The sequence below is a fragment of the Bifidobacterium sp. UBA4282 genome, assembly GCF_002394995.1.
GTDB lineage: Bacteria > Actinomycetota > Actinomycetes > Actinomycetales > Bifidobacteriaceae > Bifidobacterium > Bifidobacterium pullorum_B.
The window spans coordinates 49,737-65,450 of the sequence record NZ_DGVO01000029.1 but is presented as its reverse complement, the minus strand read 5'-3'; the positions used below and the strand labels follow the sequence as shown (position 1 = coordinate 65,450).

The 15,714-nt window shown below is 66.2% G+C and carries 11 protein-coding genes and 1 other RNA gene; 6 read left to right on the top strand and 6 right to left on the bottom strand.

Going from position 1 to position 15,714, the window contains the following annotated elements; genetic code table 11:
- From B4C31_RS04320 to B4C31_RS04300, 5 genes are all read right to left on the bottom strand, one after another.
- The gene (locus tag B4C31_RS04320) at nt 1-1,113 is read right to left on the bottom strand and encodes an ABC transporter permease (RefSeq protein ID WP_291531478.1); all 1,113 of its coding nucleotides are present in this window, start codon (nt 1,111-1,113) and stop codon (nt 1-3) included.
- A 156-nt stretch (nt 1,114-1,269) separates the two neighbouring features.
- Nucleotides 1,270-2,898: an ABC transporter substrate-binding protein gene (locus B4C31_RS04315; RefSeq protein WP_291531477.1), complete on the bottom strand. Its 1,629-nt coding sequence runs from the start codon at nt 2,896-2,898 to the stop codon at nt 1,270-1,272.
- Between the two features lie 292 nt (nt 2,899-3,190).
- Entirely contained in the window at nt 3,191-4,447 is a 1,257-nt protein-coding gene (locus B4C31_RS04310) for an N-acetylglucosamine-6-phosphate deacetylase (RefSeq protein ID WP_291531476.1), read from the bottom strand.
- A 37-nt stretch (nt 4,448-4,484) separates the two neighbouring features.
- Complete coding sequence (gene nagB / locus B4C31_RS04305) at nt 4,485-5,297, bottom strand: glucosamine-6-phosphate deaminase (RefSeq protein WP_204390200.1); 813 nt, start codon at nt 5,295-5,297, stop codon at nt 4,485-4,487.
- A gap of 189 nt (nt 5,298-5,486) precedes the next feature.
- Nucleotides 5,487-6,377 carry an ROK family protein gene (locus tag B4C31_RS04300; protein ID WP_291531475.1) on the bottom strand — a complete coding sequence of 297 codons (891 nt, stop codon included), beginning with the start codon at nt 6,375-6,377 and terminating at the stop codon, nt 5,487-5,489.
- 186 nt (nt 6,378-6,563) lie between these two features.
- Here B4C31_RS04300 and B4C31_RS04295 point away from each other — a divergent pair, with 186 nt between their 5' ends.
- Together B4C31_RS04295 and B4C31_RS04290 are read left to right on the top strand one after the other, a co-directional pair.
- Nucleotides 6,564-9,158, top strand: a complete 2,595-nt coding sequence (locus tag B4C31_RS04295; RefSeq protein ID WP_291531474.1) for a transglutaminase domain-containing protein — start codon at nt 6,564-6,566, stop codon at nt 9,156-9,158.
- 90 nt (nt 9,159-9,248) lie between these two features.
- Nucleotides 9,249-10,373: an ROK family transcriptional regulator gene (locus tag B4C31_RS04290; RefSeq protein WP_291531473.1), complete on the top strand. Its 1,125-nt coding sequence runs from the start codon at nt 9,249-9,251 to the stop codon at nt 10,371-10,373.
- A 45-nt stretch (nt 10,374-10,418) separates the two neighbouring features.
- Here B4C31_RS04290 and B4C31_RS04285 read toward each other — a convergent pair whose 3' ends face one another.
- Nucleotides 10,419-11,156 carry a copper homeostasis protein CutC gene (locus tag B4C31_RS04285; RefSeq protein WP_291531472.1) on the bottom strand — a complete coding sequence of 246 codons (738 nt, stop codon included), beginning with the start codon at nt 11,154-11,156 and terminating at the stop codon, nt 10,419-10,421.
- Nucleotides 11,157-11,364: 208 nt separating this feature from the next.
- Between B4C31_RS04285 and B4C31_RS04280 the strand changes: the two genes are divergently transcribed.
- The 4 genes from B4C31_RS04280 to B4C31_RS04265 all read left to right on the top strand — a co-directional run bounded on the left by B4C31_RS04280 (nt 11,365) and on the right by B4C31_RS04265 (nt 15,677).
- Nucleotides 11,365-12,570 carry an ROK family transcriptional regulator gene (locus tag B4C31_RS04280; RefSeq protein ID WP_291531471.1) on the top strand — a complete coding sequence of 402 codons (1,206 nt, stop codon included), beginning with the start codon at nt 11,365-11,367 and terminating at the stop codon, nt 12,568-12,570.
- Between the two features lie 61 nt (nt 12,571-12,631).
- Entirely contained in the window at nt 12,632-13,534 is a 903-nt protein-coding gene (locus tag B4C31_RS04275) for a carbohydrate kinase family protein (protein ID WP_291531470.1), read from the top strand.
- Between the two features lie 333 nt (nt 13,535-13,867).
- Nucleotides 13,868-14,265: a transfer-messenger RNA gene (ssrA, locus tag B4C31_RS04270) on the top strand.
- 158 nt (nt 14,266-14,423) lie between these two features.
- Nucleotides 14,424-15,677: an AGE family epimerase/isomerase gene (locus tag B4C31_RS04265; protein WP_291531469.1), complete on the top strand. Its 1,254-nt coding sequence runs from the start codon at nt 14,424-14,426 to the stop codon at nt 15,675-15,677.
- Nucleotides 15,678-15,714: the final 37 nt, after the last annotated feature.

Sequence of the window (15,714 nt, the reverse complement as noted above, 5' to 3'; positions counted from 1 at the left end):
TCAGTACCTCACTCTCGGATCGATGAGCGCGCTGATCACGTCGACGATGAAGTTGGCCACCGAAACGATGATCGCAATCAGGATGACGATGCCCTGCACGGCCACGAAGTCGCGGGCCTTCAGATAGTTGGACAGCATGAATCCCAGGCCCTTCCACTCGAAGGTGGTCTCCGTGAGCACGGCGCCGGCCAGCATGACGGCGATCTGCATGCCCATGACGGTGATGATCGGGATCAGGGCCGGACGCCAGGCGTGCTTGGACAGCAGCCGCTTCTCGCTGACGCCGCGGGAGCGGGCGGCCTCCACGTATCCGGAGTTATAGGTGGAGATGACGTTCGTGCGCACCAGACGGATGAACACGCCGGCGGTCAGCAGCCCCAGCGCGAGTGCGGGCAGCACGGCGTGCCGGAGCACGTCGGCCAGCACGGTCATGTCACCGAGCTGCAGGGCGTCGATGATGTAGAAGCCGGTGGGTTGGACCAGGCGGTCGAACTGCGCCATGCTGCTCAGGTCGGCGCGGCCAGACGAGGGCAGCCAGCCCAGCCACACGGCGAAGATCAGCTTGAGCATCAGACCCAGGAAGAACACCGGTGTGGCATAGCACAGGATGGCGAAGGTGCGGATGCCGGCGTCGGCCAGACGGTCGCGGTGGTGCGCGGCGATGCGGCCGAACGCGATGCCGACGATCATGGCCACGATCAGCGCGAGGATCGCCAGTTCGAAGGTGGCGGCGCCGTACCGGGTCAGGATGGAGATCACCGGCTGGTTGTCGGTGACGGTGGTGCCCAGGTCGCCGTGCAGCAGGTCGCCCAGATAGTCGATGTACTGCACGATGAGCGGACGGTCGTAGCCGGCCTCATGGATGCGCCTCTGCAGCTCCTCTGGGCTGAGACGGCCGCCCTGCGCCGCGGTGATCGGGTCACCGGTGGCGCGCATGACGAAGAAGACGACGGTGACCAGGATGAACACCGTGGGGATGATAAGCAGGAAACGGGTGATGACGAAGCGGAAGAACCCTCCCGACAGCCTGTTTTTCTTGGCTTTTGTCGGGCGCGTGGATGCGCTCTGCGTCGGGGGCTCCGCCGTTGCGTCCTGGGTGCTGGTTTGGGACACGCGAAAACTCCTTGGTGGAGGATGGCGGAATACGGTTGAGTGTCCGGCATCAGCGATGTCGGACGTATGATGGTAAGGCCGTCGGACCCGTCAAGAATAGGAGACACGGGTCCGACGGCGTTTTTGGAGGATGATGGCATCCTCCTTCAGGCGACCTCAGGACTTGGTCACCGAGGCGTAACGGAAGCGGAACGACGCGTCGAGCACGACACCGTCGATGTTGTTGCGGGTCACCGCTACCTGGGCGCCCTGCAGCAGCGGGATGGTCGGCAGTTCGTCGGTGACGATGTCCTGGATCTGGCCGAGCATCTCCATGCGCTTGTCGTGATCCTGCTCACCGGCCTGGTTGGTGATGAGCGTGTTGACCTCTTCGTTCGAGTAGCCGTTCATCACGAAGTTGCCGTCGCGGAAGAACGGGGACAGGTAGTTGTCCGGATCCGAGTAGTCCGGGAACCAGCCGAGCTGGTAGGCCGGGTAGGAGCCGTCGGACTCGTCGGTGACGAGGCGCTGCTCGCTGTACTGGGTCCATTCGGTCTGCTGCAGGTCGACGGTGAACAGGCCGTCCGCCTCCAGCTGCGACTTGATGGCCGCGTACTCGTCGGCGGAGCTGGAGCCATAGTGGTCGCCGTTGTACTGCAGGTTCAGGGTCACCGGAGTCTCGACGCCGGCGTCGGCTAGGATCTGCGCGGCCTGCTCGGCGTCCGGGCCGCCGTTGCCGTCGCCGTAGGCGGCCTTCAGCGTGTCCTCATGGCCTTCCAGACCATCCGGGATGTAGGAGTACATCGGCGTGTAGGTGCCCTTGTACACGCGGTCGGACAGCTCCTCGCGGTCGATCAGCGCGGCCACGGCCTGGCGCACGGCCTTGGCCTTGGCGGGGTCTGCATCCGGCTGCGACTCGCCGAACGGCTGGATCTTGAAGTTGAAGGACAGGAAGCGCTCCTCGCCGCCCGGGCCGTTCACGACCTTGAGGTCGTCATTGCCGGAGAGATCCTCGATGTCGGTGGCGGTCAGCGAGCGGAACGCCACATCCACGGTGCCCTGTTCGATGGCCATCTTCAGGTTGGAGGCGTCGGCGAAGTACTGCACCTGCACGGTCTCGTTCTGCGCGGGGGTCAGGCCCTCGTAGTTCTCGTTCGCGGCGTAGGCCACGTTCTCGTTAAGCGTGAACGAGGTCAGCTTGTACGGGCCGGCGAAGGCGTCGCCATCGACGATCGTGTCCGCATCGGTCAGGGCGTCGGCGCTGAACACATCCTCGTCGACGATCGGACCCGCGGGGCTGGAGAGCACCTGCTTGAGGGTCACGTCGAACGGCACGGCCGCGTTGAACACCACGGTGGTGTCATCCGGGGTCTCGACCGACTCGATGTTGGCCAGCAGCGACACCGGGCCGTTCGGGTCGTCGATCGTCTTGATGCGGTCGAACGAGAACTTGACGTCCGAAGAGGTCAAATCGTTGCCGTTGGCGAACTTCAGGCCTTCCTTGAGCTTGACGGTGAACTGAGAGCCGTCCTCGTTCCAGGTGCCGTCGTCGGCGGCGATGTCCGGGCTCAGCTCGGAGGTGTTGTAGTCCTGAGCGTACAGGAACGGGAACACGTTGATCTGCACGGCATAGGAGCCGTTGTCGTACGAGCCCGCGGGATCGAGGCTGACGATCTTGTCCGTGGTGCCGATGGTGATGGTGCTGCTGTCGGCGGCCGGTGCGGCCTCATCCTTCACGCCGCAGGCCGCGAGCGATGCCACTGCGGCCACGGAGGCGATGACGGCGGTGATCTTCTTGCGATTCACGTTTGAATCCTCTCTCTGTCAACATTCGGACCCGCCTGCATCCCACATTCGCTTTTGGCATCGCGCTCGGCGGGCGTCCAAGTCACGACCGTAGACGCGGCATGTTACGAAATCGCCCTGCCCATGGCCCTCCGCACCCCACGAACCACGTCATCCAATCCCCGTTTTCCCTTGGAATGACACCGTTTTCCGGCGTATCATAGGTCGTAACAAAAAAGTCCGTATAGTGAGACGTCATAGGTTGTCATCTCACTATACGGACTCTTGTCGCCTCAACCGAGGCACGCCTCGGTTACTTGAGCTTACGGCCCGCGCACCAGACCTCACCGACCGTCCAAGTCTCGGGATCAGTCAGCAACAGGTCGGCGGCATATCCGGGGGCCAGCAGACCCAGCGGCGCACCGGTGACCGGATTCGGGCGGTCGTATCCGAACGTCCTGGCCGGGGTCAGCGTGGCGGCCTCGACGGCGTCGACCGGCGAGATGCCGAGCACGGTGACCGCGCGGCGCACGGCGACCTCCAGCAGCAGCGTCGACCCGGCGATCGCGCCGTTGGAGACCAGTCGGGCGTGCCCGTCCACCACGTTCACATCCAACGCACCCAGCTTGTACGGGCCGTCCGGGCAGTCGGTGGCGGCCATCGCATCGGTGACGAACGCCGTGCGGTGCGGCGCGAAGCCGAACCCGAGCCGGACCATCGGATCCTGGACATGGAAGCCGTCGTTGATGATCTCGATGGTGACGCGGGGGTCCTCCACCGCCGCCGGGATCGGGCCCGGCTCACGGTGGTGCAGGCCGTTCATCGCGTTGAACATATGCGTGACGATGCCCGCGCCGGCGTCGAAACCGCGCTTGGCCATGTCATAGTCGGCGTCGCAGTGGCCGACCGCGGGTACGACGCCCGCGGCCGCGAACCGCCCGATGGCGTCAATGCCATGCGGCAGCTCAGGCGCGATGGTGATCTGGCGCAGACTGCCGTCGGCGGCGTCCAGCAGCTGCTCCACCAGCTCCGGCACCGGATCCTTCAGGCACTCCGGGTCATGGGCGCCCTTGCGGGCGAGCGCCAGGAACGGCCCCTCCAGATGCGAGCCCAGCACATCCGGACGGCGATCCATCGCGGCGCGCACGTTGCGCAGGTTCTCGCACATCACGTCGATCGGGTTGGTGATCAGCGAGCACACCTGCCGCGTCGTGCCGTGTACGGCGTGGCCGGCCCGGGCGATGTCGATGCCTTCCGGACCGTCGTCGAAGGACCGCTCCCACGAGCCGTGCGCGTGGATGTCCACGTACCCCGGGGTCAACAGACGGCCGGCGGCGTCGATGATCCGAGTATCATCGGCCGGATCGATGGCGATGGAGCGGCAGGCGTGTTCGAACTCCTCCTCGTCGGTGCCGGTGGCCGTGATGACCCCGTCGGCCGAGGTCAGCCAGAAATGCTCCCGCACGCCGCGGGCGTCGATCTTCCGCGCGCCGCGGATGGCGATACGGGCCGGGGCCCCGGTGATGGCCGAGGTGACCCGCTTGACGGTTTCCATCCTGTTGGAATCCATGATCACTCCTTCGCAGTCTTGGGACTTGGGGCGGGGTTCAGATGCCCTGCCAGGCCGGCTTGTGGGCGTAGGCGTACTCGTAGTAGTCCTTGTGGCTCAGCCTGCTGGCCGCCGCCTCGTCCACGATGATTGTGGCGTGCGGGTGCATCTGCAGCGCCGAGGCCGGGCAGAACGCGGAAATGCCGCCCTCGCAGGTCTGGCGGATCGCTTCGGCCTTGCCCTCGCCGAAGGCCAGCAGCACCAGGTGACGGGCGCGCATGATGGTGCCGATGCCCTGGGTGATGCAATGGGTGGGCACCTGGTTGATGTCGTCGTCGAAGAAGCGGGCGTTGTCCGCGCGCGTCTGCTCGACGAGGGTCTTGACGCGCGTGCCCGAGGCCAGCGAGGAGCCCGGCTCGTTGAACCCGACATGGCCGTCGGTGCCGATGCCCAGGATCTGCACGTCGATGCCGCCTGCGGCCTCGATCGCCGCGTCATAGGCCGCACCGGCGCCGGCGATGCGCTCGCCGTCCTCCAGCGGGCAGCCGTTCAGCGCGTCGCCGGGCACATGCACCTTGGCCGGGTCGAGGCCCAGCGGCACGGTGACGGTGCGGTTGATGGTGGAGTGGTACGACTCCGGATGGTCCAGCGGCAGGCCCAGGTATTCGTCGAGCGCGAAGCCCTGGACCTGGCTGACATCGATGTCCTCGGCGTCGATGACCTTGGCCAGCGCCTGATAGGCGGCCAGCGGGCTGGAACCGGTGGCCAGCCCCAGCACGGCATTCGGCTTGGACTTGATGAGGTCGGCGACGCAACGAGCGTAGATCTCACCAGCTTCGGCTTCGTTCTTAACAATGATGATTTCCGGCATGATATCTACTTTCTTCAGGGTGAGCGACATAACTGTGCAGTTAAATCGTTAACTTCCTTGTCATAAATAATCCTACCGCGCCCTCTCCCCCAGAAACGCCGTCCGCCACCCCCTCTACGCCAACGGCCGCCTCCCATGGCTTGGTGCACATGGAAGGCGGCCGTCATGACGGGAAACGACGACTGCGCATCAGTCGCGCGGGGCGGCGAGCGCGGCGCCGATCGCGCCGATCGGCCGCTCGACCGGCGCCAGGCGCAGGCGCTCGGGCAGATGCAGCGATGCGATGAAATGGCTGGTCTCCTCGCGGCGGCGCATCTCCTCGACGATCATGTCCAGCAGCGGACGGCCGGTCTTGGCCATGCCGCCGCCCAGCACGATCAGCTTCGGGTCATACGCCTGGCCGACCACCTGGATGGTGTCCGCCAGCCCGTGCTGCACGATGCCGTACACCTCCATGGCGCGGGGCTCGCCGGCCTTGGCCTTCTCGATCAGGTCCGGCAGCGGCGGCTGGCCCGGCCACAGCTTGGCCACCGAGCCGCCCGAGGTGACGGTCTCCAGGCAGCCGCGCTGGCCGCAGTTGCACAGGAACTTGTTCGGGTCGACCGGGATGTGTCCGATTTCGCCGTAGGAGCCGCTGTACCCGCGTTCCACATGGCCGTCGCGCACCACGCCGGCGGCCAGGCCGGTGCCGAAGTTCAGGAACACCACGGTATCGCCGGCGGAGACCTGGTCGTCGATTAGGGCCACGGCACCCAGCGCGGCCGCGTTGACATCGTTTTCAACCTGTACCGGGATCCCCAGCGCCTTGCTGGCCTCGCGGCCCAGCTCCAGCTTGACGATATCGAGGTTGACGATGTCGCGCACCACGCCGGTCACCGAATCGACCTGTCCGGGCAGGCCCACGCCGACGGCCACCGGCTCCCCGCCGAGCCTGCGGGTGATGCCGATGACGTCGTCGAGCACGTTCTGCGCACCCGGCCGGGCGGGGATGCGGCAGGTGTTGAGCACGGTGTTGCGTTCATCGACCAGCACGGCCTCGATCTTGGTGCCACCGATATCGATGCCAACGTATTCATTCATGTAGGTTTTCCTCTCCTGACGGTGTTTCCTTCGCTTTCCTCTGATCACAGGCGTGCGGCACATCATCGCCCGCACAACACCTGCGTCACTAGGCAGATTACCACCCGAACCGCCCGCGACCCGTCACGGTACAAGCGGCGTCGTACAGTACTGCCGTATCCATCCCGCCGTCACAAGGACACACCCATGCGCGAGAACCTCCTGTCCCCCGCACTGCACGACTACGCCGACAACCGGTATCGCGACCGCAAGGCGTCACTGGGCGGCCTGACGATCCCCGCCGACACGCTTATCGGCAGGCTCGACGGCGACCGACGCGCCCTGATGCATCTGCTCGTCGGCACCCTGCCGACCACCGATATCCTCGAATGCGAGCCGGCGACGCTGCTGGACTACGTGGACCACGCCCTGGAGCTGCGCCGGAGCCGCGCATGGACCGCGGCACTGCCGGAGGACGTCTTCATCCACTACGTGTTCTGGCCGCGGGTCAACAACGAGCGTCTCGAACCGTGCCGCAGCCGCATCGCAGGCGAGCTGGACGCACGGGTTACGCCGCTTGACATGGAATGCGCCGCGATCGAGACCAATTACTGGTGCGCCGAGCATGTGACCTACGCCCCCTCCGACATCCGCACGATCGGTCCGACCGGCGCGCTGAACCGCGGCACGGGCCGCTGCGGGGAGGAATCCACGCTGCTGGTGAGCGCCTTGCGAGCCATCGGCATCCCCGCGCGTCAGGTGTACACCCCGCGCTGGGCGCATTGCGACGACAACCACGCCTGGGTTGAGGCGCTGGTCGACGGCGTCTGGCGTTTCATGGGGGCTTGCGAGCCCGAGGAACGGCTGGACCGCGGATGGTTCGACTGCGCGGCGGCCCGCGCGATGCTGATTCACGCCCGCGTGTTCTGCGATTACACGACCGGATCGGTCGATGTTTCGCCGTCGGCTGGCAGGCAGGGGGCCGCGATACTGCAGAACCTCACGGCCTCCTACGCGCCGACCGCCCGACTGACCGTCACGGTGACCGATACCGACGGCGCCCCCGTGCCCGGTGCCAACGTGCGCTTTGAACTGCTCAATATGGCCGAATTCGCGCCGATCGCCCAACTGGCCGCCGACGAGGACGGCCGTGCCGCCATCGAGCTCGGGCTCGGAACCGTGCTGGTGCACGCCTCGACGCCGGATGGGTTCGGCGAGGCGCTGGTCGACGCCGCATCCACCACCGCGGTGACCGTGACGTTGGATGCCGAACGCCGAGACGACGACGCATGGACGCCGCTGTCGGTGTCCGCGCCCGCCGCCGGCGGTTCCCGCGCCGCGGCGCTGACGCCGGAGCAGAAGGCCGTGGGCGCGGACAGGGCGCGGCGTGCGGAGACCATGCGCGTCGAACGCCTTGAGTCATTCGCCCGGCAGTCGGCCACCGGCGACGCCGACACCGATGAAATCCTCCGTCTGGCCGGCGGCAATTGGCCGGTTATCGCCCGTTTCCTGGAGGCGGGGGCCGAACCCGACCGGATGCTGCTGTTGCAGGCGCTCTCCGACAAGGATCTGGCCGACGTCCACGCCGAGACGCTCGACGACGCGCTGGCCGCGGCCGCGGCGATCCGGGACCATGCGATGCGGATGCTGGCCGACCTCGACGAACGCACCCGCACGGATCTGTGGCGTGACGCCGTGCTCAATCCGCGCGTGGACGGCGAGGAGCTCGCCGGCGACCACCGCGTGCTGCAGCAGCGGTTCGACGCCGACCGCACCGCGCTGTTCCGTTCCGATCCGCGGACGCTGTGGCAGGAGATGCTGCGCGACGTGCGCGACGCCGAGGACGACGAGCCCTACACCGGCACGGCGGCGCTGCTGTCCCGCGGATACGGCGACGGCCCGCACCGCGGCATCGCGTTCGTCACCGTCTGCCGCTGCCTGGGCATCCCGGCGCGTCTGAATCCCGAAACCCGCAGCCCGCAGTATTTCGACGGCGCACGGTTCGTTGACGTTCAGGCCCGCGAAAGCGATCGGCCGGTCACCTGCACGCTCACGGCCCCCGGACGGGACGACACCCCCCGCTACGGCGTGGACTGGACCATCAGCCGGCTGCAGCGCACCCCGTACGGCATGGATTTCTCCACCATCGACCTGGGCGACGTCCTGTGGACGGACGGCGCGGCCCGCATCCGCCTAGAGCCGGGCACGTACCGCGTCATCACCACCACGCGCCTGCCCAACGGCAGCCAGTTGGCCGCCTCGCAGACGCTCCGGGTGGCGGACGAGGACCGCACCATCGCCTTGGACCGGCGCCGGCCGGCGCAGTCCGACCTGCTGGCGCATCTGCCGCTGGAGGACCTGCCGCTCATCGCCGACGACGGGGCCGACACCCCCTTGAGCGAAGTCCTGCACGGCCGGCGCGGCGTGGTGTTCATCCTCGACGTCCACGGCTCCGAACCGAGCATCCACGTGCTGGACGAATTGCGCGAATCACTGGCGGAACGCCCCGATTCCGATACCGGCACCGAGCCCGTCATCGCCCTCTGCCCGCATGATGCGCCCGTCAGCGCCCCGATCACGGCCATGCTCGCCCGCCTGCCCCGGCGGTTCCGGCTCTGGCGGTGTTCCGAGCCGACGGCGGCCCGACTGGCGCGCATCACCTTCGTGGATCCGGACAAGTCGCCGGTCATCGTGGCCATCCGCCCCGGCCAGGCACAGGACGACCCCCTGACCGGCATCTACGCGTGCAGCGGCTACAACGTGGGCTCCGTGGAACTCGCCCTGCGGCTCAATCGCATATGAGAAAGGGCAACCGTCTACAATGGAGAACCAATACAATGAAGTATCCACGGTAACGGCCAACCGTTTCCCAGCACACTTAGAAGGAACGCCATGAATCCTTCCACCCCGCCCGTCGCCTTCCTCGCGCCGGGGCATACGTCCAAAGCGGACCCGTCCGACGTACGGCGGAACAACCGTGCGTTGATCTTCGGGCTGCTGTTCCCCGCCACCGAGCTCTCCCGCGCGCAGATCGGGAGACGAACGGGGCTCTCCCGCGTGGCGGTGTCTGACGTGGTCGGCTCGATGCTGGACGAAGGACTGATCAGGGAGGGCGGGCTGGCCCACAACCCCGGCAAGGGCAAACGCGGCACGCTGCTCGGGATCGACACCCAGCGGCTCCACATCGTCAGCATCGACCTGTCGCAGTCGCGGTTCATCCAGGGTGCGGTCACCGATCTGCTGGGTACGATACTGTACCGGTCCGAACTGGCGCTGGGCGCCGAGGACACCATCGCCATCGACGACATCGGGCAGTTGACGGCCCGGCTCATGGACCACACCGACCATGTCATCGGCATCGGCGTGGCCGCCCCCGGCGTCATCGTGGACGGCACGGTGCGGCGCTCCACCGCCTTGGGCTGGCATGACGTCGATCTGCGCACGCCGCTGGAGCAGCGGTTCGCCGTGCCGGTCAGCGTGGACAACGATTCGACCAGCGGCATGCTCGCCGAGCGGTTCTTCGGACAGGGCGGCCCCAATCTCATGTTCGTCTGGTTCCGCCGCGGCATCGGCACCTCAGTGCTCATCAACGACGTGCCGGTGGTCGGCGAGAACCACGCCGGCGGCGAGATCGGCCACATCTCCATCGACCCGGAGGGACCGCCCTGCCCGTGCGGCAAGCGCGGGTGCCTCGAACGGCTGATCTCCACCCCGGTGCTCGAGGCGCGGATGCGCGAGCATCCCGAGTCGCGCCAGATCATCCTCGAACAGGCCGGCGCCCATCTGGCCAACGCTCTGGCCATGCCGGTCGGCCTGCTCGACATCACCGACATCTGCGTCTACGGACCACCGGATATCGTCAACTCCGACTTCATCAACGCCGCGCAGCGCTATCTGGACCAGACCACGGCATCGTCATTCCATGCCCACACACGCATCCGGCGGTGCGAGATCGGCAGCGACATCGCGATCCGCGGCGAATCGACCGCCGTGCTGCGCGACTATCTGGCGCGGTGACGGCCGTTCAGCGGTGATACGGCGGGGCGTGGCGCCGACGACACGTCACCGTGCGGCCAGCACCGCGGCGCGCACGATGACGCGGTCGGTCCGCTCCACGGGGTTCTGGCCGCCGCCACCGGGGCCGCCCGACGCGGCGACCAGCGTCTTGCCGGACAGGTGGATGGCGTCCACCCCCGCCGCACGAATCGCGCCGATGCTCTCGGGCGTCACGCCGCCGCCGGCCTGGATCTCGATGCGTCCGGCGGCATGCCGCACCAGATCGCGCAACCGGTCGAGGCCTTCGGGCACCGTCGGCGCCCCGCCCGAGGTGAGCACACGCGTATACCCCAGTTCGATCAGCACGTCCAGCGCGGCGAACTGGTCGGGCACCATGTCGAACGCACGGTGGAAGGTCACCTGCACGTCACGGTTGCAGCGGCGGCCCTCGTCCCGGGCGCATTCGATCAGGGCGGCGGCAAAGGGCACGTCGATGGTGTTGTCCTCGTTCAGCCCGCCGACCACCACGCCGCTCGCGCCGGCCAGGATGGCGGAGCGCACGTCGCCCAGCTGCACCATCCGTTCCGTCTTGCCGAACACGAACGAGCCGGAACGCGGGCGCACCAGCACCTGCACGCCACGCGGCAGACCCACATGCGAGCACGCCTGGATCAGTGCGAAACTCGGCGTCAGACCACCGGTGGCGCCCAATGCCACACACAGCTCGATGCGGTCGGCCCCTTCCTCCAGGGCGATCCTCGCGCCTTCGACATCCTGCACGGCGATTTCCACGGTCACGGGCATCTCCTTTGATTCTCCTGCCTTGCCACGCCACCACGGTACCATCTCCGCACCGGGCACCACGCCGTGTCACGGATCCCCGACGGGCGGCAGCGGCCTTGGCCGTCGGCGACACGCTGTAAAACGATTGACATATACATTAACCATGTTAATATATAAACAATCGTTGGAAGTCAAAGACGGACCGACAACCGCACCCAAGGAGGCGTCGATGCCCACGTCCACAACCGTCGCATCGCAGGCGACCGTGTCCGAGTCGAACCGCTCGCGCATCCTCCAGCACCTGTACTACCACGGCATCTGCTCGCGGGCGCAGATCGCCAAGGCCCTGGGACTGACGCCCGCCGCCATCACCAAGATCACCGCACGCCTCATCGAGGCCGGCATCATCGAGGAGACCGGGGACATGGAGGGACGACTGAACCGTCGCTCCATCGGCCTGAACCTGGACCCCACGCGGTTCCACGTCATCGGCGTCAAATTCGCACGCAGCCTGGTGGAGATCGGCGTCTTCGACCTGAGCGGCACCGCGCTGTCTATCGAGGACCTGCCCACGGTCAGCGAGGACACCATCCCGCAGACCATCGCCGCCATCCACACCAAGGTCGGCGCGCTGCTCGACGCCGACCCGGCCATCATCGCCATCGGCATGGCCGTCCCCGGACCGTACCTGCGCGAGGCGGGGTACACCACCGTCGTCTCCTCCATGCAAGGATGGCGCACCATCAACTTCCTCGATGAATTCGGCTCGGCCTTCCGCGTACCGGTGTTCGTCGAGCAGGACGCCCGCGCCGGCGTGCTGGCCCAGCACCTGTTCTCCGACGACGGCCACTGCAACAACCTCGCCTACTACCTGCTCGGCGAAGGCGTCGGGCTCGGGATCATCGACCACGGCAACCTCATCAACGGCGCCCAAGGCACGGCCACCGAACTCGGCCACACCAGCGTGGACGTCAACGGACTGCCCTGCGACTGCGGCAACGTCGGATGCCTGGAACGCTACTGCTCCGCCAACGCCATCCACGAGCGCATCAACGCCGCCGGCATCATCGCCGACAGTCGATCGATGACCCACCGTCAGGCGTGCGACGCCCTGTTCGATCTCGTCGACGACGGCGACCGGCAGGCCACGGCCATCCTCGACGAAGCATGCCGCTACATCGCCTACGGATGCGTGACGATCTGCAACATGTTCAACCCCGAGCGCATCATCCTCGGAGACATCGTCTCCGGGGCTGGGCAACGGCTGCTCGACATCGTGCGCGACATCACCAGCCGCCGTGTCAGCGCCGAGGTCATCGAGGCCACGGACATCCGCCTGTCGCAACTGCCCGCCGACGCCACCGTCGCCGGCGCGGCGGCCGTGGCCATCACCCAGTTCCTCACCACCCCGTCGAGATTCTTCGACATCTCCTGACGGCAGGCGGTCCAAGACGTCAATCGACAACCCAACATATCAATCAAGGAAAGGAATCACCATGACCAAACCCACCGTGCTCTCCCTCGGCGAACTGCTGTGGGACATGCTCCCCACCGGCAAGCGCGCCGGCGGCGCCCCGGTCAACTTCATCTACCACGCCTCCATGAACGGCGCCGAGGGCGTGGCCATCAGCGCCGTGGGCGAGGACGAGCTCGGCGACGAGCTGCTGGCCGCCACCCAGGCCGCCGGCATCAACTCGATGATCCAGCGCAACGCCTGGCCGACCGGCACCGTGGACGTGGCGCTCAAGAACGGCATCCCCGAGTATACAATCGTGAAGAACGTGGCCTGGGACCACATCCTGTACACTCGCCAGCTCATCGAGGTCGTCGGAAGCGCCGACGCGATCTGCTTCGGCACGCTGGGCCTGCGCTCCCCCGAATCGCATGACACCATCATCGAACTGCTCAAGCACGCCAAGCCCGGCACGATGAAGTTCTTCGACATCAACCTGCGCGGCGACCACTATTCCAAGGAGCTGATCGAGGAACTGCTCGGATACGCCACCGTGTTCAAGATCAACGACGACGAACTGTTCCTCCTGCGCGACATGTTCGACATCCGCGGCACCTCCGACGACGAGGCCTGCCGTTGGTTCATCAACGAATACGGCCTCGACTACATCATCCTGACCGGCGGCGCCGCCTTCAGCACCGTCATGTCGAAGACGGGCAAGAGCTCCACGATCTCCACGCCGCGGGTCGAGGTGGCCGACACCGTGGGCGCAGGCGACTCGTTCTCCGGCACCTTCACCGGCAAGCTGCTCAACGGCGCCACGATGGAGGAGGCGCACCGCGCGGCCGTCAACACATCCGCCTTCGTCTGCACGCAGGAAGGTGCCTGGCCCGCCTATCCCGAGGAGGGCATCCCGGACTACTGCAAGATCATCAACGGCGAGTGAGCGTTATGGCCCATATGTCGCATGAGCATAGTGCTTGTGCGACATATGGGCCATTACATGTGCCCTTGGAAGTCCTTTTGTCGCATGGATACGGTGCCTATGCGTCAAAAGGATCTTTATGCACTCGTCATCTGGTCCTTCTGGTGCATGCACACCGTATCCATACACCAGAAGGACCATCTCGTGCTCTCCATCGGATCTTTCCGTCGCGGGCGCACCATGTCCATGCGACGCATGGATCCGTACACCGAGCGAATATCGAGTTGCATTCATCGGGCAACAGGGTTATTGTGGAAAGTCCGGCCGCGCGCCGGCTGGTTTGATAATTCAAAAGGGGCCGATCGGTTTCGACGATGACCTGTTCGCTGCAGGGAAGCGTGCCGAGAATGCGGGGTCCGCTCGTGGATGTCCCCCGCAAAACAATAAGTGCTAAATCTAACCGCACTGAGTTCGCTCTCGCTGCCTGAGCTTCGCGCCAGGATTAATCCAGCGAGCAGCCGCTCCGTCCGTTCTTCTGCGTCTCCGGGAAGAAATCGGGCGTCGTTAAGGAGACTCGCCTCACTCGCCGAGCCGCAGGGCGTCTGAGGGACTTACACTGTGGATAGGCCTGCCACCGGTTGTCCGCGATATAGGTGGAGGCAGAACAATAGCTGAAAAGCCAGCGGACTACGCACGTAGAAGACTGTGGGTACGGTCATCGGACCGGGGTTCGATTCCCCGCGGCTCCACTTGTTCAGGGTTCCGGGCATACGCCTGGAACCCTTTTTTGTTGCTCTCACACCGTCATATCCACCGCACCCGGCATGTCTTAAGCGGTTTAGCATTAACATTGTTAACGTATTAACGCAGTTACCGTCGATGTCGACGGACGCCTGGAAGGACATCGCATATGACCGCCGCCTACGCGCCCGAAGCCTATGTCTTCGGCTCGCCGGAGAACCACGACCTGCTTGAGGCCGAAAGCAACGAACTGCTGCATTTCGGACACCGCTTCCCCGCCCCGAACGGCGGTTCCACCTGGCTGGACGATCGCGGCAACCCCGACCCCTCCCACGGCATCCAGACCTGGATCACCTGCCGCATGGCGCACGTCTACACGCTCGGCGCCATCCACGGCGAGCCAGACGCCGAGGAGCTCGTTGACAAGGCGCTCGACGGCCTGCGCGGGCCGCTGCATGATGATGTGAACGGCGGCTGGTATCCGTCCATCACCGCGGACGGCACCCCCGAGGCGGGCAAGGTCTGCTACACGCACGCCTTCGTCATCCTGGCCGCCACCTCGGCCACGCTGATCGGACGCCCGGGCGCCAAGGAACTGTTCTCCGAAGCGCTCGACACCTACAACGCGCACTTCTGGGACGAGGAGCACGACCTGGCCGTGGACACCTGGAACACCGAGTTCACCGAGCTGGATCCGTACCGCGGCATCAACGCCAACATGCACACCGTCGAGGCGTTCCTGGCCGTGGCGGACGTGACCGGCGACGAGACCTACCGCACCCGCGCCGGCCGCATCATCGACCACGTCGTCGACTGGGCGTCGCACAACTCGTGGCGCATCCCGGAGCACTTCACCGCCGACTGGACCCCGGACCTGGAGTTCAACCGCAGCAAGCCCGACGACCAGTTCAAGCCGTACGGCGCCACGCCCGGCCACGGCATCGAATGGGCCCGCCTGATCACCCAGTTCGCCACCAGCTGCAGCCGCACCGACGAGCAGAAGGCCGCGCTGATCGACGCCGCCGAACACCTGTTCGCTCGCGCGCTCGAGGACGCCTGGAACACCGACGGCACCGTGGGACTGGCCTACACCACCGACTGGAACGGCCGCCCCGTGGTCACCGACCGCATGCACTGGACGCTCGCCGAATCCGTGAACACCTCCGCCGTGCTGGCCACCGTGACCGACAAGCAGGAGTACAAGGATTGGTACGCCACGTTCTGGCGGTACATCGACGAATACCTCATCGACCATGAGCACGGCTCCTGGTTCCACCAGCTGGACAAGGACAACCACGTCATCGGCACCGTGTGGCCCGGCAAGTCCGACCTGTACCACGCGCTGCAGTGCACGTTCATCCCGCGTCTGAATCCGGCCGTCTCCGTGGCCCCCGCCCTGAAGCAGGCCACCGAGACCCGTTAACACGTCCCTCCCTCCTTCCGAAAACAGCGGGCGCCCC

Bases quoted from the DNA above. Each gene is read 5' to 3' on its own strand.
- B4C31_RS04310 (WP_291531476.1), bottom strand. From the start codon at position 4,447: ATGGATTCCAACAGGATGGAAACCGTCAAGCGGGTCACCTCGGCCATC.
- B4C31_RS04295 (WP_291531474.1), top strand. From the start codon at position 6,564: ATGCGCGAGAACCTCCTGTCCCCCGCACTGCACGACTACGCCGACAAC.
- B4C31_RS04300 (WP_291531475.1), bottom strand. From the start codon at position 6,377: ATGAATGAATACGTTGGCATCGATATCGGTGGCACCAAGATCGAGGCC.
- B4C31_RS04275 (WP_291531470.1), top strand. From the start codon at position 12,632: ATGACCAAACCCACCGTGCTCTCCCTCGGCGAACTGCTGTGGGACATG.
- nagB (WP_204390200.1), bottom strand. From the start codon at position 5,297: ATGCCGGAAATCATCATTGTTAAGAACGAAGCCGAAGCTGGTGAGATC.
- B4C31_RS04265 (WP_291531469.1), top strand. From the start codon at position 14,424: ATGACCGCCGCCTACGCGCCCGAAGCCTATGTCTTCGGCTCGCCGGAG.
- B4C31_RS04280 (WP_291531471.1), top strand. From the start codon at position 11,365: ATGCCCACGTCCACAACCGTCGCATCGCAGGCGACCGTGTCCGAGTCG.
- B4C31_RS04290 (WP_291531473.1), top strand. From the start codon at position 9,249: ATGAATCCTTCCACCCCGCCCGTCGCCTTCCTCGCGCCGGGGCATACG.
- B4C31_RS04285 (WP_291531472.1), bottom strand. From the start codon at position 11,156: ATGCCCGTGACCGTGGAAATCGCCGTGCAGGATGTCGAAGGCGCGAGG.